Origin of the sequence: Croceitalea vernalis, from assembly GCF_031846405.1 — a bacterium.
Lineage (GTDB): Bacteria > Bacteroidota > Bacteroidia > Flavobacteriales > Flavobacteriaceae > Croceitalea > Croceitalea vernalis.
Genome location: NZ_JAVRHU010000001.1, coordinates 807902 through 832286, shown reverse-complemented (window position 1 = coordinate 832286; position 24385 = coordinate 807902). Strand labels below are relative to the sequence as shown.

Sequence of the window (24385 nt, the reverse complement as noted above, 5' to 3'; positions counted from 1 at the left end):
TCTTCTAAAATTGTCAATATTTGATTCCGTATTTTTGACAAATGTCTAATTACGACTATATCATTATCGGCGCAGGTGCCTCGGGTTTACTATTGGCGCATGCTATGGGAAGAAATGATTTTTTTACTAAAAAATCTATCTTACTAATCGATAAAGACGAGAAAAAAACTAATGATCGTACTTGGTGCTTTTGGGAGCAAGGTGATGGAGATTTTGATGAAATTCTTTATAAAACCTGGCCAAAAATATTTTTTGCTGGTAAAAAATTAAGTCAATCATATAAGATTGCCCCATACCAATACAAAATGGTTCAGGGTATTGATTTTTATCAGCATTATTTATCTACTCTTAAAAAAATTTCGAATATTACAATACTTCATGAAGAAGTAATTTCAATAAATGAAAACAAAGAAAATGCAATTGTAACTACGGTAAAAAATTCCTATGAATCAAAGCAGGTATTCAATAGTATTTTTAGTTATAAAAATTTAAACCCGAAACAAAAATATCCTGTATTACAACAACATTTTCTAGGATGGTTTGTAAAAACTGAGTATCCTATTTTTAATAGCGATGAAGCCACTTTTATGGACTTTTCAATTGCTCAAAAAGGCAATACAAGGTTTATGTATGTGCTTCCATTTTCTGAGACCGAGGCCCTAGTAGAATATACCTTGTTCTCTGAAAAATTACTGCCCAATCAGGAATACGAAACTGCCATTAAAGACTATTTAATAGCTAAAAATGCAGGCACTTATACCATTACAGAAACCGAACAGGGTAGTATACCTATGACCTGTTACAATTTCAATAAGCATAATTCAAAACATCTATTCCATATTGGCATGGCAGGTGGATGGGCAAAGGCTAGTACAGGTTATACCTTCATGAAAACTAATAAAAATGTAAAAGCCCTGATAACTCATTTAACAAAGGGTAAACCAATTTCTAGTTTCAGTACAAAAAGTAGGTTTTGGTTTTATGATTTGCTGCTTCTAGACATCTTGTATCACAATAACCATTTGGGACAATCTATATTTGAATCCTTATTTCAAAAAAGAAAACCGCAGGCCATATTTAAATTTTTAGATGAAGAAACTTCGGTTTTTGAAGATATTAATCTAATGATGGCACCTAAACCATTTCCTTTTATAAAGGCCTTGTTTTCTCGTCTTTTTTAAACATTTCGGTTCATTAAATCCTGACCAAAAGCTATCAGAACTTTCTTTTGTACTTCTGTAGCTTGAATATTGTTTAATGCGTTGAAAGCTTTATTGGTATATTTTTCAATCTCAATTTTTGCAGCGCTTACTGCTCCACTTTCAGTAAAAATTGTTTTGATAGCCTCAATTTTTGAAGCTGCATCTTTTGGCTGAATTGAAAATAAGTCTAGTAATTGCTTTTGTTGTTCTTTTGTTCCTTTCTCTAATGACTTGAGATATAAGAAGGTCTTCTTATTTTCAATAATATCACCCCCTACTTGTTTACCAAAAGTTTTTGGATCACCAAAAGCATCTAAATAATCATCTTGTAATTGAAAAGCAATACCTAAATTCTTTCCAAATTCATAAATCAAAACTTGATTTTCAATACTTGCCTTCGCAACAATCGCTCCCATTTTCATAGCAGCTGCTACCAAAACAGCGGTTTTATAAGCAATCATTTTTAAATACTCTGGTATGGTTACGTCATCACGTGTTTCAAAATCAACATCGTATTGTTGACCTTCACAAACTTCAATAGCTGTTTGGCTAAAGACCTTTAAAAGCTCTTTGAAAACCTGTGGTTCATAATTTTCGAAAAGCTGATATGCTTGTATTAACATCGCATCACCTGAAAGTATCCCTGTATTAACATCCCATTTCTCATGCACCGTTATCTTACCTCTTCTTAGTGGTGCATCATCCATTATGTCATCATGAATCAATGAAAAGTTATGAAAAACCTCAACAGCCATAGCTGCATCTAGAGCGTCCTTATAATTTCCATTTAAAAGATCCGCAGTTAATAAAGTTAACACTGGTCTTAAGCGCTTACCACCTAAATTTAAGATGTAAGTAATAGGCTGATAAAGGTTGGTAGGTTCTTTTTGAATAATATTTTTTTCTAAATGGGAAAGAAATTCTTCTCTATAGAACTCGATGGATTGCATGCAATTAATTTTATTCAAAAATACACCCATTGTTACAAATAGTATTTAACTGCGTCAAATTGATTAAAGAAAAATGCAATAGAATTAAAAACCTTCGTCTTTATAGGTGAAGGCCAATTGAAAAACTAAAATGGTTTCGAAAAAAGAACCAAAAAATAACTTAAACGACTTTTTTAAAGAAGAGTATCAATCACTCAAGGGCTATGTACGCTCTAAAATTGATTATACCTCAGAAAGTGATGCTGAAGATATTATTCAAGATGTGGCTCTTAAAATATTTTCAAGACCTATTGATGCTCTACCTATAAAAAATATCGGAGGTTTTGTTTATGGTGCAATTCGAAACAAAATTATCGATGTAATGAGAGTTAAAAAAGAGCGCATATATGATGAAAATACTCTAGAAAATTTATGGATAGCTTTTGCCGATTTATTCTATGGCAGTACAGAATATGATTATCCCGAATACTTAAAAGAGAATTTAAAAAGTGCAATACTCAATTTAAAACCAGCTCATCGTGATATCATACTTGCTGTCGATTTTGAAGGATATACTTATAAAGAAATTACTGAAGAAACAGGCATACCACAAGGTACATTAATGTCTAGACGTCATAGAGCTATGTCACTACTATTAAAAGATTTAGAAACAAAAAAATAAATAATTATGGAACATAACGAACGAATAAAACAAAGCGTTGAACGAAATGTAGAGGAAGGAGTTAAAAAAGTCGTGAAGGTCTTCTTTTTCATAATTCTAGGCATCGGCATTGCCTTTTTAGTTGGGTACATCGTTATGCGATTATGGAACTGGTTAATGCCAGAGCTTTTTGGCTTACCCATTGTTGGATATTGGCAGGCTGTTGGAATTCTGCTTTTAGCAAAAATCATATTTGGTTTTGGCGGGGGTGATGGACCAGGAAGTAGTAAAAAATCTAAGAAAAAATCTGGTTCAAAAAAATGTGGGGTTATTAGAAATGATTTTTCAGATTGGAAGCACTATGATGAATTTTGGAATGAAGAAGGTGAGATAGCTTTTCAGAATTACTTGAAACGAAAAGAAGAAAAAAATCAGGAATATTGAAGGGCAAACACGAAAAATCACAAAAGCGAAGGTTTCAACACAAAGCATTTTTCTGGAGTTTAGGCCATAAAACAACAATTCAACTCAAAAGTGAATCATCTGGCTTTCTTAATGTTGATGTTTATGATGTGAAAGGTGAAAATTAAGTATTAGTTAAAAAAATGTAAAACCTTGGAAACTTTTTTTGTATTTAAAGTTTCCATCTTAAATTTGCCTCTATTTTATGAAGGAAAAAATCTTAGATAGGGCTACTGAACTTTTTTTAAACCTCGGGTTTAAGAGTGTTACCATGGATGATTTGGCTGCCAAAATGGCTATATCCAAAAAAACAATTTATTCTCATTTTGAGAATAAAACGCAATTAGTTGAAGAAACTACCATGAATCTCTTTTGGCATATTTCAGATGGTATAGACAAAATATGCACCCTTCAAAAAAATCCTATTGAAGAGATTTACGAAATAAAACGCTTTGTAATGCTCCACTTAAAAAACGAAGCATCATCACCGGAATATCAGCTTCAAAAATATTATCCAACTGTTCATCAAAATCTCAAACAGAAACAATTTGTGCTAATGCAAACCTGTATCATGGATAATGTCACTAGAGGCATGGACTTAGGGATATATCGACAGAATATCAACCCCGAATTTGTTGTAAGAATATATTTTTCTGGAGTAACGAGTATTAAAGATTCTATTCTATTTCCGAATACAATGTTCCCAATGAAAGAACTTATGGACGATTATTTAGAATATCACCTTAGGGGAATTGTCACCCCAGAAGGTCGAAAAATATTAAACACAATCATCAATTCAAACCAAGAATAAATGCGAACAATCATTCTTTTATTAGTAATCGCGCCTTCCTTATTTTGGACGGCACAAAGTCAAGAAAAAGGCTATAGCCTTGACGAAGCTATTGCCTATGCCTTAGAACACAATTATAGTGTTATAAATGCTGAGCGAGATATTATTGACGCGCAAAAGCAAAAATGGGAAACAATAGCAACAGGGCTACCACAAATATCAGGTGCTATCGGGTATCAAAATCAGTTAATTCAGCCAGTAACTCAGATTCCTGCCGAATTTTTTGGTGGCGAGCCTGGTACTTTTCAAGAAGTTGTTTTTGGTCAAGCTCAATCTGCCAATGCAACAGCCACTCTTAAACAACAAATATTTGATGGCTCTTATATTGTTGGGGTGCAGGCAACAAAGACTTTTTTAAGTTATAGCCAAAACAATAAGGAAAAAACAGATTTAGATGTGCGTAAGGCAGTAGTCGAAGCATACGGCAATGTTCTTCTTGCACAAGAAAGCGCTTCAATACTCCAAAAAGACAAAGAGAACCTTGAAAAAACCCTTTTTGAAACTAAAAAAGTGTTCGAAAATGGTCTTGGTGATGAAGAAAGCGTTGATCAGTTACAGATTACACTTTCATCTATAGAAAATCAACTAAAAAATGCAATACGCCTTAAAAAAATAACCATGCAAATGTTGAATTTGATAATGGGTATTGCTATTGAATCCAACACCATTCTCACGGAGAATTTAGATGAGTTAACTCAAAAACAAATCAACCTTGGTTTACTAGATTCTGAATTTAATATGGAAAATAATGTTGATTTTAAGTTGGTCAAAAACTTAAATGAGCAACGTTATTTTGAATTGAAATTGGCAAAGAGTAGAGCATTACCTTCTTTAAATGCTTTTGTCAACTATGGTGGAAACTCATTCAGCGATAATTTCAATTTTTTAAGTTCAGGTCAGCAGTGGTTTGAGTCTTCCATACTAGGTGTAGATTTAAACATACCAATCTTTAGTTCATTAGGGAGAAGCGCCAGTACCCAGCGAGCAAAAATTGCTTTAGAAAAAGCGAAAACACAATTAACTGAGGCGCAAGAGCAAATCCGACTACAACTTGAAAATGCAAAAAGTGATTACACCTTATCAATTGAAGAATATGAAACCTCAAAGCAAAATCTAGAGCTTGCTGAGCGTATTGAAAACAAAAACCAAATCAAATTTAAAGAAGGATTGGCTACTAGTTTTGAATTACGTCAGGCACAAACACAATTATATGCAACTCAACAAGAGTATTTACAATCAATGGTCGATGTCATTAATCGTAAAACTGCTCTTGAAATAGTATTAAATCAATAATCAATCAAAAAACAGCAATTACTAAACCTTTTTATCATGAAAAAAATTATATCAATAGTAACCATAGCCATCGTAGTCGTTTCTTGCGGTGGAGGTTCAGATGCTTCAGTGGCAGATGCAATAGCCTCTAGTGATATCGAAACAATAAGGGCTAAAAGAATTGAAATTACGAATCAACAAAAAAATCTAGAAAAAGAGGTTAGACTGCTTGATTCTGTTATTATGGTTTTAGATGATAATGCAAAATTACCTCTAGTAACTACCTATCAAGCATCAGTGAAGAAGTTTGATCATTATTTAGAACTGCAGGGCGATGTAATGACAAAGCAAAATGTATTGGTCTATCCTGAAATGGCTGGAACACTTAATCGCGTTTATGTAAAAGAAGGGCAAAAAGTTAGTAAGGGTAAAATCTTAGCTTCAATTGATGATGGTGGCCTTTCAAGTTCCCTAGCTCAAATGAGAACACAAGCAGAATTAGCCAAAACAACTTTTGAGCGCCAAAAACGTCTTTGGGAACAAAACATTGGTTCTGAAATTCAATATCTACAGGCAAAAACGCAATATGAAGCCCAAACTAGTGCTGTTAAGCAAATGGAAAGTCAAGTAGGTAAGTCTACCATTAGAGCTCCATTTTCAGGTATCGTAGATAACGTGATTAAAGACCAAGGGACAGTTGTAAGTCCAGGACCCGGATCAGAGATATTTCGAATAGTAAATCTTTCTGACATGTACGTGGAAGTTGAAGTACCTGAAAGCTATTTAAACGGTATAAAAAAAGGTAAAAAAGCAAAAGTTTACTTTCCTGTGTTAGGCGATACCATTGTTTCAGCTGTCCGCCAGACTGGTAATTTTATTAACCCTAATAATAGAGCATTTACAATTGAAGTTCCTGTACCTAATAAATCAGGTAGTATCAAACCAAATTTGACAGCTAAGGTTAGTCTAAATGATTATACGAATGAAGAAGCTATTTTAATTCCACAGGGAATTATCTCAGAAAATTCTGGCGGTGAACAATATTTATATGTTGCTACTAAAGATGGTGATGATGGTGTTGCAACTGTAAAAAGACAAATAATAACCACTGGCTTAACTCAAGGCAGAATGGTTGAAGTACTGTCTGGTGTTAATTCTGGCGATCTGTTAATTGACGAAGGAGCTAGAACGGTAAAAGACGGGCAAAATGTAAAAATTTTAAATCTAGGCACAGATGAGTAAGCAGAAAAAAAATGTAAACAAAGAGTTTCGTTTATCATCATGGGCGATTGACAACCCATCTGTCATTTATGTAATGATTGGGTTGTTTCTTTACATCGGCTTTCTTGGATACCAAGCTATGCCAAGAGAAGATTATCCTGAAATTGTAGAGACTAAAATTTATGTTAGTACCCCCTACCCTGGTAATACTGCCGAGGATATTGAGCGATTAATAACGGATCCTTTAGAAGACAGGCTTAAAAATGTAAGTAACGTTGTTGAAACAACCTCAACTTCTCAAGAAGACTACTCCATTATTACAGTTGAATTTGATGAAGATATTACTGTAGAGCAGGCCAAGCAAAAAGTCAAAGATGAAGTAGATGGTGAAAAAGCTAGTGAAGACTGGCCTACTTTTAATAATGCAAAAGTAGAGCCTAATGTATTTGATTTGAATTTAGCAGAGTCTTTCCCGATAATGAATGTAAATTTTACAGGGGATTATCCAGTTGAAAAGCTAAAAGAGTTTGCTGAATATTTACAAGATGAAATAGAAAATTTACCTGAAGTTAAAGAAGTTGATATTAGAGGTGCTCAAGAAAAAGAAGTTGAAGTCGCTGTAGATATTTACAAAATGATGGCAGCTAAAATCAGCTTTCAAGATGTCATAAGTGCAATAGGAAATGGAAATACGACACTTTCCGCAGGAAATATTAAAACTACTGAACAAAGGCGTACAATTCGAGTTTTAGGTGAAATAGAAGACCCTAAAGAGCTGGAGAATTTTGTTGTAAAATCAGATAACGGTGCGGTGTATTTAAAAGACATTGCCAAAGTAACCTTCGAAGAAGAGGATAAAACTACATTCGCCCGTGAATACGGTAAAAGTGTAGTAATGCTTGATATCAAAAAACGGTCAGGTAAAAACACAATTGCCGCGACTACTCAAATTCGTGAACTTATAAAAGAAGCACAAGAGAATTATTATCCTGCAGAACTTAATATTTCTGTAGCGAATGATTCTTCTGACCGAACGTTAAATCAGGTTGAAGACCTTGTAAACAATATCATCTTTGGTATTCTTTTGGTAGTAACAGTTTTAATGTTCTTTTTAGGTTTTAGAAATGCCCTTTTTGTTGGTTTTGCAATACCGATGTCCATGTTTATGTCATTCATGATCTTAAACCTATTAGGGTACACTTTGAATACAATGATATTATTCGGTATGATTATGGGCCTTGGTATGCTCGTTGATAACGGTATTGTTGTTGTAGAAAATGTATACCGACTAATGAGCGAGGGTATGTCTAGAACCGAGGCTGCCAAAAAGGGTATTGGTGAAATTGCTTATCCGATAATTATTTCAACGGTAACTACGGTAGCAGCATTTGTTCCTCTAGGTTTATGGCCCGGTATTTTTGGTCAATTCATGATATTTTTCCCAATTACACTGTCCGTTGTTTTAGGTTCCTCACTTTTCGTTGCAATCTTTATGAACTCAATGTTGGTGTCTCAATTTATGGAGATTGGTGAAAAGAACATTCCTGTTAAAAAACTAATGCGCACCACTGGTATTATGACCGGTATTGGCGTATTTATTATGGTCGTTGGAGGCCCATACAAAGGTTTGGGTACACTAATGATTTTCACGGCTATCATGTTTTGGGTATATAAATATGTGCTTAAAAAATGGGCTACTCGGTTTCAAAATAATACCATGGTACGTTTTGAAAACTGGTATGAAAGAAGAATTGCTCATGCATTAAGGGGAAGAAACGTTTATTGGTATTTTGGTTTAACGGTGCTTTTATTAATTAGCACATTCATGTTATTTGGTATGTCTTTAGGTTCAGGTAGAACCAAAGTCGAGTTCTTTCCTGATAATACGCCAAACGAGATTTATGTTTACATTGAATACCCTGAGGGAACATCAATTGAAAAAACAAATAAGCTCACTAAAAATATTGAAAATAGGGTTTATGATGTAGTAAATAGAGACACCTATACTAATGGTGAACATAATTATTTAGTAGAATCCACCGTGTCTCAGGTTGGTGAGGGTGCTGGTAATCCACAAACAGATGGTGGTTCAACTTCAGAAATGCCACATCGAGGTAAAGTCACCGTTTCTATGCGGGAATACAAATATAGAAATGGTCTTGATACGGAAGAATTAAGAGGTCAAGTACAGGAAGCTTTAACAGGTATATATCCTGGTGTTTCAATCTCAGTAGAAAAAAATACGGACGGGCCTCCTGCAGGTTACCCAGTAAATATTGAGATAGAAGGTAAAAACTATGATGAACTGATTGATGTCGCTGAGAACATGAGGGCTTTCTTGAACACCAAGAATATTGCCTTTATTGAAGAACTAAAAATAGATGTAAATAAAAGCAAGCCTTCAATGCAGGTGATAGTTGACCGTGAAAAAGCTGGTGAATTGGGCGTAGCTGTTGGTCAAGTAGGTCAACAATTGAGACGGTCGTTGTTCGGAGAAAAGGCCGGTGTATACAAGAAGGATGGAGAAGATTATGATATTAATGTGCGCTTCAATAGTGATATTCGTTACGACCAGAGCGCCTTATTCAATCAAAATATCATTTTCAGAGATCAAGCTTCTGGCCAAATTAAGGAAGTGCCGGTTGCCGCGGTTGCATCGCAAAAAAATTCATCAGGTTTTAGTGCAATAAAGCATAGAAATGGGAACAGAGTAGTAACACTATATTCTGGACTAAAAGCAGGTGGTAATCCAGCGGCTGTTGTAGACCAAGTACGTCAAGAAATGGAGAGTTTTACTGGAATACCTGAGAGTGTGAAAGTAGATTATACTGGTGAAATTGAAGAACAGAATAAGCAAATGGCGTTTTTAGTAGGTGCTTTCTTCTCAGGTTTAGGACTTATTATGCTCATTCTAATTTTTCAATTTGGAGGTATTTCTAAACCGGTGATTATTATGATTGCTATATTTTTAAGTTTTATTGGCGTGTTTGGAGGACTTATGATTACTGGTTGGTCATTCGTTATTTTAATGACTATGATGGGTATTATCTCCCTCGCTGGCATTGTTGTGAATAATGGTGTTGTACTATTAGATTACACTCAAATACTTATTGATAGAAAGAAGGTAGAACTAGGTATGAACGATAAAGATTTAGTCTCAAGAGAAGAGGTTACTGATATTATCATAAAAGGAGGTAAAGCGAGATTAAGACCTGTTATTTTAACCGCTATTACTACGGTACTTGGATTAATTCCTCTAGCGATTGGCTTGAATATTGATTTCTTCTCTCTATTTACCAATTTTAATCCTAATATTTATATGGGAGGTGATAATGTAATTTTCTGGGGGCCTTTAGCTTGGACCGTCATATTTGGTCTAATTGTAGCAACATTTTTGACCTTGATTATTGTACCTGTACTCTTTAATATTATTTATAGATTAAAAATACGATTAAGAGGGTTTGGTAAATCTAGTAATACGAAGGAAGAGAACGTTGATTTAGCAGCGTAGAAAAATCTCTTTTAAGACAATTAAAAAGCCCTGACCAATAAATTGGTCAGGGCTTTTTTGAATACAGTAGTAAGGTTTACTTATTGACAGAAACAATTTCTGACTGATTCCAATTTTTTACGTAAGCTATACGATTATCTTCAAAATCAACTTCTTTCAAAATATCGTCTTTCCAGAAAAACCATTTACCAGCTCTTTGGCCATTTAAATATTTTCCAGTTGCCAATTTTTTGCCTTCAGCACTATACATGTACCATTGTCCGTGCAATTTTCCCTCTAAAAGGTAACCCGTCTGGGCTATTTCACCATTTTCGTGAAAGTATGTGGCCTTTACCATTTTGCCTTCTTTTTCAAACGTAGGTTTTATGTTTTGAGCATATGTACAAACTGAAAATAAAACTGCTAATAAAATAATACTTCTCTTCATCATTATGTTTTTTAATTCATCATTCCTTTACATTAACGATACAAATATACAAATATTTTACATTAAATAAATTATTTGATAACTTTTACATAACATTAAATTTACATTATAAATACAAAACACTGTATATCAGTAATTTATAAAATACTGATAATTGATAAAATTGTATGAATGGTCAATAAATTGGTATCAAATGCAGTTAATTTTTCCTTTAAAATTCTAAAAAACGAAGTTTAGTTAGCCAACTTATAACATTTGTACTCATTACCTTTGCAACTTATTTGTTGAATAATGTATAGAGATACTACTTGTGGTGCGTTAAGAGCATCTGAAATTAATAAAGAGGTTTTATTAAGCGGTTGGGTTCATAAACTTAGAGACAAAGGTTTTGTTGTTTGGATTGACTTACGTGACCGTTACGGCATTACACAATTGGTATTTGACGAAGAACGTACTTCAAAAGAGCTTCTTGAAAAAGCACGAACTATTGGTCGTGAAACCGTGATTCAAATAAAAGGTCAAGTTATTGAACGTGCCTCTAAAAATCCCAATATACCCACAGGTGAAATTGAAGTCCTTGTTTCTGAGTTAAAAGTGCTTAACGAATCTATACTCCCACCTTTCACTATAGAAGATGAGACAGACGGTGGAGAAGATATCAGAATGAAATATCGCTATTTGGATATCCGAAGAAATCCGGTTAAAGACAATCTGATATTCAGACATAAAGTTTCTATGGAGGTTCGCAAGTATCTCTCTGATGCCGGTTTTATTGATGTAGAGACTCCTTATCTCATCAAATCTACTCCTGAAGGTGCTCGAGATTTTCTTGTACCTAGCAGAATGAATGAAGGTCAATTTTATGCGCTCCCTCAGTCCCCACAAACCTTTAAACAACTCTTGATGGTTGGTGGTATGGATAAGTACTTTCAAATTGTAAAATGTTTTAGAGACGAAGATCTTAGAGCAGACAGACAACCTGAGTTCACACAAATTGACTGTGAAATGGCCTTTGTAGAGCAAGAAGATATCTTGAATACGTTTGAGGGTTTAACCAAACACCTATTAAAAGAAATTAAAGGTGTTAATGTCGATAGTTTTCCAAGAATGACTTTTGACGATGCGATGAAAACCTACGGGAATGATAAACCTGATATTAGGTTCGGAATGCAATTCGGAGAACTCAATGAAGTTGCTCAACATAAAGAATTTAAAGTTTTTAATTCGGCCGAATTGGTTGTTGGTATAGCAGTGCCTGGCGCAAATAGTTATACTCGAAAAGAAATTGACAAACTTATTGATTGGGTGAAAAGACCCCAAGTTGGTGCTTTAGGTATGGTGTATTGCCGTTGTAATGACGATGGTACATTCAAATCGTCGGTAGATAAATTTTATGACCAAGAAGATTTTGCTAAATGGGCAGAAGTTACTCAGGCCAATACTGGTGATTTAATTTGTGTGCTATCAGGAGATACCAATAAAGTTAGAGCACAATTGAGTGCCCTACGTATGGAAATGGCAGAGCGATTAGGTTTAAGAAAAGCTGATGAATACGCCCCACTTTGGGTAATTGATTTTCCATTATTAGAGTTAGATGAAGAAACTGGGCATTACCATGCTATGCATCATCCATTTACTTCGCCAAAACCTGGGCAATTAGAGTTACTAGATACTAATCCAGGTGCAGTGAAAGCTAATGCTTATGACTTAGTACTTAATGGTAATGAAATAGGTGGAGGTTCTATTCGTATTCATGACAAGGAAACGCAAGCCATCATGTTCAAGCATTTGGGCTTTTCTGAAGAAGAAGCTAAAAATCAGTTCGGATTTTTAATGGATGCTTTTCAATATGGCGCACCGCCACATGGAGGAATCGCTTTTGGGCTTGATAGATTAGTGTCCATTCTTGGCGGACAAGAAACCATTCGAGACTTTATCGCTTTTCCAAAAAATAATAGCGGGCGTGATGTGATGATTGATGCCCCAGCTACTATTGATGATGACCAATTAAAAGACTTGCACTTGAAGTTGGATTTATAGGCAAATACTAACATTTAAGTTATATTCTTTTCTTTGCTAACTTTAGACTATGAAAAAGTGGGTTAAAATTTTATTGGTCACTTTTATTGGATTTATTGTTGCAGTTGCAGGGGTATTAGGATTCAGCTACTACAAATACTGGGGCAGGTTTGATGATGATAAAGAGAAATATCCACACCATATTGGTTATATTGACCAAGAAAACGCGCAGCTAAATAATACTCAAGAACTTTGCGGAGATAAACATATAGCGTATACTTATAATGGAGCTGCTTTCAGAGCATTTACAGGAACAAAAAAAACTTTTAGAAACAACATCCTTAGTTCTTATCAAAATAGAGACTATTCAGATTCAGGGTATCTAAACTTTCGTTTTCTAGTGAATTGTGAAGGACAAGCTGGGTGGTTTGAGGTAATTAAAATGAACTTAGATTTAGAAGAGACTGAACTTAATAAAGCTATGGTCGACCAGCTTTTGATATTGACATCAAATCAAAAACATTGGAATAAATTAAATTATAAAGGAACACCATTAAACTATTATATGTATGTCTCTTATCGTATCGAAAATGGGGAAATTACTGAGATTTTGCCTTAATCCCTTATTGGTGGTCTTAGTAGTATTTTCCTGCAGCCAAGCAACTGATAGACTAGACCTTATTGAGAAAAGAAAATTAGCTGAGGAAATTTTCAAAAATGGTTCTCATTTACCACAGGGTTCACCAAAAAGTATGACTAGAATTGAAGAGGCAATTGCTGCGGACACCACATATGCCGAGGCCTTAAGAGAGCTTTCAGTTGCATATCTCAAAAGAGGGATGCCTCATAAATGGCTACCTCAATTTAATAAAGCCGTTAGACACGACCCAAAAACATGGGTTCCTTGGCGGGGCTATCTGTACCTATACTTCTATCGAGATTATAAAAAAGCCATTGCTGACTTTAACGCATCAGACACTTTAACAAAACATATTGACTATCCACAAGGGCATAGTGTAGATTTTTGGCGAGGCATTGCTTATTTGGGATTAAAAGATTATGATAATTCCATAACCTATTGGGATAAACATATCAAAAAAGAAACAGAAGATACTGGAGAGGATTGGGTGGAATTAGAAGCTTTTTTATATCGTGGAATCGCGCATTACGAATCTGGAAATAATCAGAAAGCGATGAAAGATTTTAATAAAGCAATTCAATACTTCAAACAAACTGCTGACGCAAAATATTACAAGGCCAAAATACTCTTAGTTCAGAACAAAAAAGAAGCAGCACAGAAAATGATAAACGAAGCTATGATTGATTTTAATTCTGGCTTTCATAACAATTATCATTATGTTGAATTATTACACCAAATCTACTTATCTGATATTGAAGAATTAAAATCAGAAATAATGCGCTAATTTTAAACAACATTAGCTGTTTTAAATGCTCAACCTAAAAATTCTCTTAAAGAAATTTTTAAAATGGCGATATAAACATATCTCTAACAAAACCTTTATTCAACTACTGAGTATTTTGATTGGGTTTTTAGCTGGTTTGGCAGCAGTTACCTTAAAAAACCTTACTTATTTCATTCAATCCCTACTTGAAAAAGGTATTATAATTTCTGAAAATCAGCTGTATTTCGTACTTCCAATCGTTGGTTTAACATTAGTATATCTGTATGTGAAATTCGTAAACAAGCATCCTATTGCTCATGCGGTTCCGTCGATTTTATTTGCACTTTCTAAAAACAAAGGACTGCTTTCTGTAAAGAAAATATATACACCACTTGTGGCAGCCCCTTTAACTGTTGGTTTTGGTGGTTCTGTTGGGTTATTAGGCCCTGCTGTAAAATCTGGCGCTGCTTTAAGTTCTAATCTTAGTAGGTTACTACATGTTGATGTCAAAACAAGATCACTTTTAATAGCCTGCGCTTCTGCAGGCGCTATTTCTTCCATTTTTCAATCTCCAATTGCGGCTATTATTTTTGCAGTCGAAGTTTTTAGTTTGGATCTTACAATGCTATCAGTATTGCCTCTTTTATTGGCTTCTATTTCTGGAGTGTTGACTTCTTACTTTTTTCTAGGAAACGAAGTGTTATTCAATTTTTCAATTAGCGAAGGCTTTCAATTGAAAGATGTTCCTTTTTATATTCTTTTAGGGGTAGCCACAGCTTTTTCTTCTATCTATTTTACAAAAATGTATTTCGGTATTGTAGAACTTTTCAAGAGGTTTAAGAGTCCTAAATACAAATTATTATTTGGAGGATTAGCGATTGGTATCATGCTCTATTTTATACCACCACTCTATGGTGAAGGCTTCGGTTTCATTAATAATCTTTTAGATGGTAAACATCTACTCGCTTTAGGTCAAACCCCTTTTGATGCGTTTTTAGACAATATCTGGATAGTCATTGCTTTACTTTTTGGCATTACCATTTTTAAAGCAATAGCCATGACAACCACCCTTGCTGCTGGCGGTGCCGGAGGGGTTTTTATACCAACCATGGTAATGGGGAGTGCGCTTGGTAACGTAGTCGCGAAAGTAATTAATAATCTAGGTTTCGGATTTGAGGTCTCTGAAAGTAATTTTACTTTAATTGGTATGGCTGGCCTCATTGCCGGGGTAATTCATGCTCCTTTAACAGCTATCTTTTTAATTGCGGAAATCACTGGGGGCTATGAGTTGTTCGTCCCTTTGATGATTACGGCTAGTATTTCTTATTTAATAACAAAAAACATATTAGACTATACCATATATACTAAAGAACTAGCTGAAAAAGACGCTTTGTTAACACATAACAAAGATCAAGCTGTGCTGACATTAATGCGTTTAGATGATGTTATTGAAACCAATTTTAAAGCCGTACAGCCAGAAATGACCTTGGGTGAAATGTTACTAAAATCAGTGTCTAAATCTACCCGTAATATTTATCCTGTTTTGGATAAAGAGAATAAGATGGTTGGCATTGTTCTTTTAGATGATATTCGCGAATTCATGTTTGATACTACAAAACACTACAATACTTTTGTAAAAGATTTTATGCACTCAGCACCTGAACATATTTTTTATAATACAGATTCTATGAAGCAGGTTATGCAAAAGTTTCAAGATAGTGGGGCTTGGAATCTCCCCGTTGTAAAGAATGGTATATATATGGGTTTTGTATCAAAGTCAAAACTACTCACGGCCTATAGACGTAAACTAATCAATTATTCTCGCTAATAATGAAAGTAAAATACCTCATCGTCTTAATTGTAATTGCTTCTTTTAGCTCTATTATTTATGGTTTTTCAATTAAATCTGAAAATGAATTAAGTGCCAATAAATATATCGGCTCCGGGACAGCAGGTCTTTTTTTATTGGCTATGCCCCTGTTTCTATTTAAAGAGAGTAAGGGCAAACAAATGAAAGACTATATGTTGAATAAAGAGAATATTGAAAAAATGCAGCAAAAAGAAAAGGAAAAGGATAAACGTTAGTTCAAATTACGTCTTTGGATAAAAAACCGTTTTAGTAATTCTGCCGACTCCTTCTCTAATACACCTCCGATAACTTCAGTTTTCGGATGTAACGAAGTTCCCATTACTTTATATCCGCGTTCTAAGTCAGCTGCCCCATAGACTATTTTTGATATTTGACTCCAATATAATGCGCCCGCACACATTTGACAAGGTTCTAAAGTCACATATAAGGTGCAATTAGTCAAATATTTACCTCCTATAAAATTAGCTGCAGAAGTTATTGCCTGCATTTCGGCATGAGCAGTGACATCGTTTAACCGTTCCGTAAGATTGTGAGCACGTCCAATGATTCTATTTTTGGCCACAACAAGGGCGCCAACTGGCACTTCACCTTCTTCAAAAGCAAGTTGCGCTTCTTTCAAGGCCTTTTTCATGAAATAGTTGTCGTCGTAAGGGTCTATCATTTAAACCAATTTTATTTCAAAACTACAAATCACAAAGAAACTATAATCTTTTAGAATCGGTATTTTTGAACTAGCAATGGAGAACTTTTTAAGTAACATACAATCACCCGCTGATCTCAGAAAACTTAAAACTGAGAACTTAACTAAACTTGCCAAAGAACTGCGTGATTTTATAATTGACATTGTTGCCACCAAAGAGGGACATTTAGGAGCAAGTTTAGGTGTTATTGAATTAACCATAGCGCTTCATTATATTTTCAATACACCACAGGATAAGCTTATTTGGGATGTTGGTCACCAAGCCTATGGACATAAAATATTAACCGGTAGAAAAGATATATTTGAAACCAACCGTCAATTTGGAGGTATCAGTGGATTTCCAAAACGTGAGGAAAGTGAGTTCGATAATTTTGGCACCGGACATAGTTCTACCTCTATTTCGGCTATTTTAGGTATGGCCATTGCTTCTCAATTAAAAGGTGATTTAAAAAGAAATCACATCGCAGTTATAGGAGACGCAAGTATTGCCAGTGGTATGGCCTTTGAAGGTCTGAATCATTTGGGAGTTACCAACGCCAATGTATTGGTTATATTAAATGACAACGCCATTGGAATTGACCCAAGCGTCGGAGCACTAAAAAAGTACCTTACTAATGTAAAAAAGGGAACAGCCAAGGATGAAAATATCTTCGAATGTCTCAACCTGAATTACACAGGCCCAATAGATGGTCATGATTTAGAATTATTACTCGTTGAGCTAGAAAGACTGAAGACGATAAAGGGCCCAAAACTATTGCATGTAATTACCACTAAAGGCAAAGGCCTTCAAAAAGCAGAAGAAAATCAAGTAGTATTCCATGCCCCCGGAAAATTCAATAAAGAAACCGGGGAACGCATTCAAAAATCAAACAAAGTACAAGCACCGAAATACCAAGATGTTTTTGGTCATACTTTGGTTGAATTAGCCCAACGAAATAAAAAAATAGTAGGTATCACACCTGCCATGCCTACAGGAAGTTCTTTAAAGTATATGATGGAAAAAATTCCTGAGAGAGCTTTTGATGTAGGTATTGCTGAGCAGCATGCTGTCACCTTAGCTGCGGGTATGGCCACAGAGGGCTTAGTGCCTTTTTGTAATATTTACTCAACTTTTTTACAACGTGCGTATGACCAAGTTATTCATGATGTGGCCTTGCAAAATTTACCCGTAATATTTTGTCTGGATCGCGCTGGAATAGTAGGTCAAGACGGTCCCACGCATCATGGTGTTTTTGATTTGGCCTATTTACGATGTATTCCAAACATTAGTATTTTTTCACCTATGAATGAAATAGAATTAAGGAATATCATGTTCACCGCTCAGCAAGGTCTTGACGGTCCTATTGCTATTAGATATCCACGCGGAAGAGGAGTTACTATGGATTGGGAACAACCGTTTTCTAAAATAGAAATTGGAAAATCTAAAGAGATTAAAAAAGGAAATAAGGTAGCGTTTTTAACTTTAGGTCATATTGGTAATCAAGTGATTGAGCTTATCGCTACAATTAAAAATCCTGAAAATTTAGGGCACATTGACATGCGTTTTTTAAAACCAATTGACACCGAACAACTAACTTCAGTTTTTAAAAATTATGAGCATGTCATCACCTTGGAAAATGGCAGTGAAATTGGAGGTCTTGGTAGCGCCGTTATTGAATTTGCTAATCAGAAAAATTACACTGGCACCATAAAAGTTTTTGCCATTGAAGACATTTTTATACCACATGGCACAACTGAAGAATTGAAGAAAATCTGCAAAATTGATATTAATTCAATTCAGAATTATCTCGCAGACATTTTATAAAGACTTACAATTGCCTACCCAAAATTTTATTGTGTAAATGTACCGCGGCACTATCTGATAGACTAGCAACAAAACAAGAAGTGTTAAGCAATATTTCATAATAAGAACCAGAATAATCTTGATAAGTATTTGGTAAGGTTCTAATTAGCAATTTGTCGTAAGTGGCAGCTTCATTATTTTTTAATTTTATCAAACAATCGGTGTACACTTCAAGTATATCAGCAATAACCTTAAAACCAGCCAATTCTTTTTCTATAACCTCATTTGACTGATATATATTAGAAATACTCAGACTAATGATATCATCAATTTGAGCTTCGTACATACTTTTATCTAATAACGCGGATTCGAAATCACCGTTTAGAATAGCCTCTTCATTCTCTTCAAAAACGCGGATAGCATCTTTTATCAAAGTGTTTATTGCCAGTGCCCTTAAATAACTCAAACGATCACTAGTATTGGTCATTTGGTTGTATTTTTTGGTGTTTATAGCGTCTTTGACGAGTTTTATAAAATACTCTAAAGCATAATCTTCGGAGATAAAACCCAAATTTATACCGTCTTCAAAATCAATGATTGTATAACAAATATCATCAGCCGCTTCGACCAAATAGGTCAATGGATGTCTATAATAAGCCGTATCATCTCGCCCTTCTTTTTTTCGCAATCCTAATTCATTGGCGATATCATTAAAAACATCTTTTTCAGACTGAAAAAATCCAAACTTTTTATCTGAAATATGATTAGTTGGTTTTTTAGGCAGTGATTCTTTAGGATACTTCATAAATGCCCCAATGGTTGCATAACTCAATCGCAAACCCCCAGGAACTCCATCTCTTGATGCCGTTAAAAGCTTTAATCCATTTGCATTACCTTCGAAATCTACTAAATCTTGGTATTCTTTATGGGTGAGTTCAGATTGATATTTCACACCTTTGCCCGTTTTAAAAAAAGCACCAATTGCTTTTTCACCACTATGACCAAAAGGAGGGTTTCCAATGTCGTGAGCTAAAGAGGCAGCCGCAACTATTGCTCCAAAATCGTTAAACTGATAACCATGCTCTTCCTTTAAATCAGGATGTTTTTCTAATATTTTTTTTCCCGCAATTCTTCCTAAACTCCTTCCAACTACAGAAACTTCAAGACTATGAGTTAAACGCGTATGAACGAAATCTCGCCTTGAACCTACATCAATAGGCATTGGAACTACCTGAGTTTTATCTTGTAAACTTCTAAATGCAGAGGAAAAAATAATACGATCATAATCCACCTCAAACCCAAGCCTTGTCTCATCTTGTAATTTACGTAGTCTTTTCTCACTGTCTCCATATCTTTTTAAAGACAATAGTTGTTCCCATTTCATTGCTTGGCCTTTATCAGGTTCTAAATGTAAAGCTATGGCTTTATTCTTACTAGTTATCAAAGTTTGATTAAGGAATCCATGAAATATTTGGTAACATTTAATTAACCTGTAAGAAGAATTATAATAGCATTTTTGCGTACTTTGACTTAATCTTATGGGGGAAAATATCTACATCTTCATGATCATTGCCTTAGCAATTTTGGCAATAACCGACCTTGTTGTTGGTGTTAGTAATGATGCGGTGAACTTTTTAAATTCTGCAATTGGTTCAAAAGCGATTTCATTTAAGACAATAATGATTGTTGCCAGCTTAGGAATTGCCTTTGGGGCCTTTTCTTCAAGTGGAATGATGGAAGTTGCCAGAAAAGGTATTTTTAATCCCACGGAGTTCGTATTTGCTGAAATCATGATCATCTTCATGGCAGTGATGATTACCGATATTTTATTACTTGACTTTTTCAATACTTTAGGAATGCCAACTTCTACGACAGTATCCATAGTATTTGAACTTTTAGGTGCCGCAGTAGCCATATCACTTGTTAAAATTATTGGTGTTGACGGAAGTTTTTCAGACTTAGGAACTTACATCAATACGGACAAAGCAACAGAAATTATTGTGGGTATATTGCTCTCTGTTTTCATTGCCTTTACCATTGGAGCTTTGGTGCAATTTATCTCAAGGGTATTAATAACCTTTAAATACGGAAACAAACCAAAATATATTGAAGCTATTTTTGGTGGAGTAGCTATTTCTGCAATCATCTATTTCATTCTAGTTAAAGGACTAAAAAGTGCCGATTTATTTGATGAATCTGTAATACAATTTGTAAGCGAATCACCAGAACTTTTCTTACTTGCCAATTTTTTAATTTGGACATTATTATCATGGATTGTTTCTACATTTTTAAAGTGGAATATATACACCGTAGTTATCGTACTGGGCACATTTGCTTTGGCCATGGCATTCGCAGGAAATGATTTAGTAAATTTCATTGGCGTGCCAATAGCTGCTTTACAATCTTTTCAAGATTGGCAAGGGTCTGGTATTAGTCCTAACGAGTTTAATATGCAAGGGTTAACCGCGGCCGTCAGAACAGAACCCTATTTATTATTATTGGCAGGAGCCATTATGGTAATTACATTATGGTTTTCTTCTAAGGCGAAAAGTGTAGTAAAAACAAGTGTTGACCTTGCCAGGCAAGATGAAGGTGAAGAACGTTTTCAACCCAATTATTTGTCAAGACAAGTAGTTAAATTGAGCGTAGGTGCTTTTCAAAGCTTTTCAAACTTAATTCCAGATACACTAAACAAAAAAATAGACAAACAGTTCGAGGTTCCGTATGCGTATGTACCTAAAAGCAAAGTTCAAGATATGCCTGCTTTTGATTTGGTAAGAGCAGCAGTAAATTTAATGGTAGCAAGTGTATTAATCTCAATCGCTACCTCAATGAAGTTACCATTATCTACTACTTACGTTACTTTTATGGTTGCCATGGGTACCTCTTTAGCGGATAGAGCCTGGGGAGCTGAAAGTGCAGTTTACAGAGTAGCGGGAGTCCTAAATGTTATTGGTGGATGGTTCTTTACTGCTTTTAGTGCCTTTACGGCCGCTGCAATAATTGCCTATATTCTTCATTTAGGAGGTTTCGTTGCTTTAATTATATTATTACTTGTGGCAGCAACTCTTTTGATGAGAAACTATATAGCTCACAATAAAAAGTCTAAAGAAATTAAAGCTGAGGATAGTCTTAGAAGAGCCGAGAGCAGTTCTATTCAAGGGGTGATCGAAGAAAGTGCTGATAATATTGCAAAGATGATTCAACGCAGTAACAAAATTTATACTGGTGCTATTAATGGACTAGCTAGACACGATTTAGAATCATTAAAAAAGAATAGTAAAGGGGTGACTAAAATGAACAAAGAAATAGAAGGGCTTCAAAATAACATCTTCTATTTTATTAAAAACCTAGATGAATCTAGTGTTGGTGGTGCTAGTGATTTTTATATTGTTTTACTTGGTCATTTACAAGATTTAGGTCAGTCACAAGAATATATTTCAAAAATTGGACTAACTCATGTAAATAACAACCACAAAAAACTTAAATACAATCAAATTAAAGAGTTAAAAGACTTGGACCTCCATTTAGAAAAACTTTTAACGGACACTTCTGAAATTTTTAGTAGTCGTTCTTTTGACCGTATCGGAGATTTATTAGCCACCAAAAACTCATATATTGATTTGGTTGATGAAAAAATAAAAAAACAAGTAGCTCGAACAAGAACGGAAGAATCGAGTCCAAAAAATACAACTTTATATTTCTCATTATTGACAGAGAGTAAAGACCTGATTAAAGTAACTATGAATATTCTGGAACTCTATTACACAGAACATGATAGTTCAATTGAGCCAGCCAAAATTCAAAAAGATTAATTTTAATTCATGAAGATATCTGTTTTTATTGTTGGCTTATTAATCAGTGCTAGTTCATTTTGCCAAGAATTAACAGGTGTCGAATTACTTGAAAAATCAATATCTTATCACGATCCAAGTAATACTTGGTCGGCTTTTAATGGCAACTTTACGGTAGTTATGGAAACCCCAAATACTTCCGATAGAAAAAGCCAAATAGGTATTAACAATCCAAGACAAATTTTTTCGCTACAAGTGCAGCAAGATTCAGATTCTTATTCATATTTAATTCATAAAGATTCTTGTCAAATTTTACTGAATGGCCAAAGTGAAATTGACCAAGAGAAGATTAAAAAATTTAGGTTGAATTGCAAGCGTGGTACTATGTACAAAAATTACTATACCTATTTATACGGGTTGCCAATGAAACTGAAAGACCCTGGAACTATATTAGATTCAAAAGTTCAAACAAAAACATTTAAAGGGAAAAAATACCTGGTACTAAAAGCTACTTATAAGGCAGAAGTTGGTGATGATATTTGGTATTTTTATTTTGACCCTGAAACTTATGCAATGGAAGTTTACCAATTTTTTCATGACGAGTCTATAAATGATGGAGAATATATTCTCTTAAAGGACCAAGAAGAAATTAATGGAATCAAAATGCCTAAAACAAGAGCTTGGTATTATAACAAAGATGATAAGTACTTAGGAACTGATGTGCTCTATAAAGCCATGTAAATTTCTTAATTCATCAATTCTAAAGTAATTTCATAAAGGTCTCTATTTTCCATTTTCGATTTTAGCCAGGCATAAAAGCTCATCACAAAAATATCCTCTTGTTCACGACCGATCCACTCAAACGAATTTTCAACTCGGTCTTTAAAGTCCTCTGATGTTACAATTTTTGGGTTATCATGATAATCACTGACTAAATTCATAAAAATCAAAACCCGATCTTCTCCAATCTGGCGAAGTCTTTTGTTAAAGTTGCGAGAGAAACGTTGTAGACGAATTAGCACCATGTCAAACTTATCTAACTCTATCAGTAATAGAACTTCGATAATATTCTTTTTTAACACCCATAGCCAACCCATCTTTTTTTCATACCAATTATCAGTACGATTAAGAGTTTTAAAAACATCATATGCCGTAGCAAATTCACATTGCTGAAACAAACACATTAGTAAAAGTAATTTTTTGTTTAAAGAAGTTTCTACTCCATTGTTCAAGATCTCAAAACCATGAGAAATATTACCCGTATAAATCTGGTTTAAAGCTTTTAGAATAGCCACTTTTTCATTGAAGCCTCTTACAAAAGTTTTGGGACTGTTACTAAGAATCGTTTCAATCTTTACAATAAAGTCATCTGAAAGCTCAAAATTCTTATTTCGAAATTTTGTTACCGACATTAAGTAAAGCATATTTAAATGATAGTAAACATGCTTTTGAGGTACTTCACCTTTCTTTTTTAGAACTTCATACATTTCAATCATAAAAGGTGAAACAGAATAAAAATCATTCTGCAGCTTTGCAGTAGTTGCAGTTAACTCCATTAATTGATTTAGAGATTTATAAGTAAGATCTTCATTTATCTTTAAATCAAATTCAACAAACGTTTGAATCACTATTTCATTTACGGGTTTCTTAGGGTTTTTCTGTAATTCTGATTTAATTCTGGCGTAAGCCATTGTTAAATGAAAGTCTTGCTGTGAAAGGGTTCTATTATTTTCATAATCTCCTATTATTGTATTTAAATTCCATTTCGGATTTAAAAAACAATATTGAATCTTAGTATGATAAATTTCATCAAGCAATGCGTAATTATCAATATTTTTTGCTCGAGCTTCTGCTTTTTCAAGTGTTTTAAAAGCTATTTTAGAGAGCTTTTGTTCAAAGAAAATTCTACTTGCCAATAGTAATTTCAACACCTCTAGTTCATCAGAAGATTCCTCAGCAAAACTCTTACTTGCTACAAATTCAATAAGCGTGTCTTGTACCCTTTTACAAAGTGCATTAAAAGCCCCACTAGAATCTTTTCCATAAAGAACTTCGTGAATATTCTTTGTTCGACCTGAGTCCATTAATTTTACGAAATCAATATTTCTCGTATCACCACGTCGGTTTCTTTTTGCCAAAAAAAACAAAAAATCTTTCTTGTCTTTATCTGATAAGGTGGCCCAAATAGCTTTAATTGTTTTCATTAAATCATAACTTATTTATCATTTAATTTTTTGATTTTAAATTATTTAAAAAGTTATTTTTTCTTTTTAATCGTTAT

20 protein-coding genes are annotated in these 24385 nt (G+C 34.2%); 15 read left to right on the top strand and 5 right to left on the bottom strand.

Annotated features, from left to right (window positions below):
- The first annotated feature begins 41 nt into the window (after window positions 1-41).
- On the top strand, window positions 42-1181 hold the full coding sequence (locus RM520_RS03725) for a lycopene cyclase family protein (RefSeq protein WP_311387011.1): 1140 nt from the start codon (window positions 42-44) through the stop codon (window positions 1179-1181).
- Here the strand turns inward: RM520_RS03725 and RM520_RS03720 are convergent.
- Entirely contained in the window at window positions 1178-2152 is a 975-nt protein-coding gene (locus tag RM520_RS03720) for a polyprenyl synthetase family protein (RefSeq protein WP_311384362.1), read from the bottom strand. The genes RM520_RS03725 and RM520_RS03720 overlap by 4 nt on opposite strands.
- Window positions 2153-2282: 130 nt before the next feature.
- Between RM520_RS03720 and RM520_RS03715 the strand changes: the two genes are divergently transcribed.
- From RM520_RS03715 to RM520_RS03690, 6 genes are all read left to right on the top strand, one after another.
- On the top strand, window positions 2283-2813 hold the full coding sequence (locus tag RM520_RS03715) for an RNA polymerase sigma factor (protein ID WP_311384361.1): 531 nt from the start codon (window positions 2283-2285) through the stop codon (window positions 2811-2813).
- 6 nt (window positions 2814-2819) lie between these two features.
- Complete coding sequence (locus RM520_RS03710; protein ID WP_311384360.1) at window positions 2820-3236, top strand: hypothetical protein; 417 nt, start codon at window positions 2820-2822, stop codon at window positions 3234-3236.
- 223 nt (window positions 3237-3459) lie between these two features.
- The gene (locus RM520_RS03705; protein ID WP_311384359.1) at window positions 3460-4065 is read left to right on the top strand and encodes a TetR/AcrR family transcriptional regulator; all 606 of its coding nucleotides are present in this window, start codon (window positions 3460-3462) and stop codon (window positions 4063-4065) included.
- Window positions 4066-5397 (top strand): TolC family protein, encoded by a 1332-nt coding sequence (locus tag RM520_RS03700; RefSeq protein ID WP_311387010.1) that lies wholly within the window; start codon window positions 4066-4068, stop codon window positions 5395-5397. It abuts the gene before it with no gap.
- Between the two features lie 36 nt (window positions 5398-5433).
- Window positions 5434-6618, top strand: a complete 1185-nt coding sequence (locus RM520_RS03695) for an efflux RND transporter periplasmic adaptor subunit (protein WP_311387009.1) — start codon at window positions 5434-5436, stop codon at window positions 6616-6618.
- Entirely contained in the window at window positions 6611-10108 is a 3498-nt protein-coding gene (locus tag RM520_RS03690; protein WP_311384356.1) for an efflux RND transporter permease subunit, read from the top strand. Before RM520_RS03695 ends, RM520_RS03690 begins: the two co-directional genes overlap by 8 nt.
- Window positions 10109-10184: 76 nt before the next feature.
- Here the strand turns inward: RM520_RS03690 and RM520_RS03685 are convergent, their stop codons facing one another.
- Window positions 10185-10535 (bottom strand): toxin-antitoxin system YwqK family antitoxin, encoded by a 351-nt coding sequence (locus RM520_RS03685; RefSeq protein WP_311384355.1) that lies wholly within the window; start codon window positions 10533-10535, stop codon window positions 10185-10187.
- Window positions 10536-10826: 291 nt separating this feature from the next.
- On the opposite strand from RM520_RS03685, the gene aspS reads away from it, so the two are divergent.
- The 5 genes from aspS to RM520_RS03660 are packed head-to-tail and all read left to right on the top strand — an operon-like array spanning window position 10827 to window position 16042.
- Complete coding sequence (gene aspS / locus RM520_RS03680; protein ID WP_311387008.1) at window positions 10827-12575, top strand: aspartate--tRNA ligase; 1749 nt, start codon at window positions 10827-10829, stop codon at window positions 12573-12575.
- Between the two features lie 49 nt (window positions 12576-12624).
- Entirely contained in the window at window positions 12625-13173 is a 549-nt protein-coding gene (locus RM520_RS03675; RefSeq protein ID WP_311387007.1) for a hypothetical protein, read from the top strand.
- 10 nt (window positions 13174-13183) lie between these two features.
- Complete coding sequence (locus RM520_RS03670) at window positions 13184-13978, top strand: tetratricopeptide repeat protein (RefSeq protein ID WP_311387006.1); 795 nt, start codon at window positions 13184-13186, stop codon at window positions 13976-13978.
- A gap of 25 nt (window positions 13979-14003) precedes the next feature.
- Window positions 14004-15785 carry a chloride channel protein gene (locus RM520_RS03665; protein WP_311387005.1) on the top strand — a complete coding sequence of 594 codons (1782 nt, stop codon included), beginning with the start codon at window positions 14004-14006 and terminating at the stop codon, window positions 15783-15785.
- 2 nt (window positions 15786-15787) lie between these two features.
- Window positions 15788-16042 (top strand): hypothetical protein, encoded by a 255-nt coding sequence (locus RM520_RS03660; RefSeq protein ID WP_311384350.1) that lies wholly within the window; start codon window positions 15788-15790, stop codon window positions 16040-16042.
- Here RM520_RS03660 and RM520_RS03655 read toward each other — a convergent pair.
- Window positions 16039-16488 carry a nucleoside deaminase gene (locus RM520_RS03655; protein ID WP_311387004.1) on the bottom strand — a complete coding sequence of 150 codons (450 nt, stop codon included), beginning with the start codon at window positions 16486-16488 and terminating at the stop codon, window positions 16039-16041. The two genes, RM520_RS03660 and RM520_RS03655, sit on opposite strands and share 4 nt — an antisense overlap.
- A 76-nt stretch (window positions 16489-16564) precedes the next feature.
- On the opposite strand from RM520_RS03655, the gene RM520_RS03650 reads away from it, so the two are divergent.
- The gene (locus RM520_RS03650; protein ID WP_311387003.1) at window positions 16565-18331 is read left to right on the top strand and encodes a 1-deoxy-D-xylulose-5-phosphate synthase; all 1767 of its coding nucleotides are present in this window, start codon (window positions 16565-16567) and stop codon (window positions 18329-18331) included.
- A 4-nt stretch (window positions 18332-18335) separates the two neighbouring features.
- Here RM520_RS03650 and dgt read toward each other — a convergent pair whose 3' ends face one another.
- A complete protein-coding gene (gene dgt / locus RM520_RS03645) occupies window positions 18336-19694 on the bottom strand; it encodes a dGTP triphosphohydrolase (RefSeq protein WP_311387390.1) in 1359 nt (452 codons plus the stop codon).
- Between the two features lie 154 nt (window positions 19695-19848).
- On the opposite strand from dgt, the gene RM520_RS03640 reads away from it, so the two are divergent.
- Together RM520_RS03640 and RM520_RS03635 are read left to right on the top strand one after the other, a co-directional pair.
- Window positions 19849-22125 (top strand): inorganic phosphate transporter, encoded by a 2277-nt coding sequence (locus RM520_RS03640; protein WP_311384347.1) that lies wholly within the window; start codon window positions 19849-19851, stop codon window positions 22123-22125.
- Between the two features lie 9 nt (window positions 22126-22134).
- Window positions 22135-22845, top strand: a complete 711-nt coding sequence (locus tag RM520_RS03635; protein ID WP_311387002.1) for a DUF6503 family protein — start codon at window positions 22135-22137, stop codon at window positions 22843-22845.
- A 5-nt stretch (window positions 22846-22850) separates the two neighbouring features.
- Here RM520_RS03635 and RM520_RS03630 read toward each other — a convergent pair whose 3' ends face one another.
- Window positions 22851-24308 carry a hypothetical protein gene (locus RM520_RS03630; RefSeq protein ID WP_311387001.1) on the bottom strand — a complete coding sequence of 486 codons (1458 nt, stop codon included), beginning with the start codon at window positions 24306-24308 and terminating at the stop codon, window positions 22851-22853.
- Window positions 24309-24385 lie beyond the last annotated feature (77 nt).

Excerpts from the sequence above, each read along its gene's own strand:
- RM520_RS03725 (WP_311387011.1), top strand. The coding sequence starts at position 42 with ATGTCTAATTACGACTATATCATTATCGGCGCAGGTGCCTCGGGTTTA.
- RM520_RS03720 (WP_311384362.1), bottom strand. The coding sequence starts at position 2,152 with ATGCAATCCATCGAGTTCTATAGAGAAGAATTTCTTTCCCATTTAGAA.
- RM520_RS03715 (WP_311384361.1), top strand. The coding sequence starts at position 2,283 with ATGGTTTCGAAAAAAGAACCAAAAAATAACTTAAACGACTTTTTTAAA.
- RM520_RS03710 (WP_311384360.1), top strand. The coding sequence starts at position 2,820 with ATGGAACATAACGAACGAATAAAACAAAGCGTTGAACGAAATGTAGAG.
- RM520_RS03705 (WP_311384359.1), top strand. The coding sequence starts at position 3,460 with ATGAAGGAAAAAATCTTAGATAGGGCTACTGAACTTTTTTTAAACCTC.
- RM520_RS03700 (WP_311387010.1), top strand. The coding sequence starts at position 4,066 with ATGCGAACAATCATTCTTTTATTAGTAATCGCGCCTTCCTTATTTTGG.
- RM520_RS03695 (WP_311387009.1), top strand. The coding sequence starts at position 5,434 with ATGAAAAAAATTATATCAATAGTAACCATAGCCATCGTAGTCGTTTCT.
- RM520_RS03690 (WP_311384356.1), top strand. The coding sequence starts at position 6,611 with ATGAGTAAGCAGAAAAAAAATGTAAACAAAGAGTTTCGTTTATCATCA.
- RM520_RS03685 (WP_311384355.1), bottom strand. The coding sequence starts at position 10,535 with ATGAAGAGAAGTATTATTTTATTAGCAGTTTTATTTTCAGTTTGTACA.
- aspS (WP_311387008.1), top strand. The coding sequence starts at position 10,827 with ATGTATAGAGATACTACTTGTGGTGCGTTAAGAGCATCTGAAATTAAT.
- RM520_RS03675 (WP_311387007.1), top strand. The coding sequence starts at position 12,625 with ATGAAAAAGTGGGTTAAAATTTTATTGGTCACTTTTATTGGATTTATT.
- RM520_RS03665 (WP_311387005.1), top strand. The coding sequence starts at position 14,004 with ATGCTCAACCTAAAAATTCTCTTAAAGAAATTTTTAAAATGGCGATAT.
- RM520_RS03660 (WP_311384350.1), top strand. The coding sequence starts at position 15,788 with ATGAAAGTAAAATACCTCATCGTCTTAATTGTAATTGCTTCTTTTAGC.
- RM520_RS03655 (WP_311387004.1), bottom strand. The coding sequence starts at position 16,488 with ATGATAGACCCTTACGACGACAACTATTTCATGAAAAAGGCCTTGAAA.
- RM520_RS03650 (WP_311387003.1), top strand. The coding sequence starts at position 16,565 with ATGGAGAACTTTTTAAGTAACATACAATCACCCGCTGATCTCAGAAAA.
- dgt (WP_311387390.1), bottom strand. The coding sequence starts at position 19,694 with ATGAAATGGGAACAACTATTGTCTTTAAAAAGATATGGAGACAGTGAG.
- RM520_RS03640 (WP_311384347.1), top strand. The coding sequence starts at position 19,849 with ATGGGGGAAAATATCTACATCTTCATGATCATTGCCTTAGCAATTTTG.
- RM520_RS03635 (WP_311387002.1), top strand. The coding sequence starts at position 22,135 with ATGAAGATATCTGTTTTTATTGTTGGCTTATTAATCAGTGCTAGTTCA.
- RM520_RS03630 (WP_311387001.1), bottom strand. The coding sequence starts at position 24,308 with ATGAAAACAATTAAAGCTATTTGGGCCACCTTATCAGATAAAGACAAG.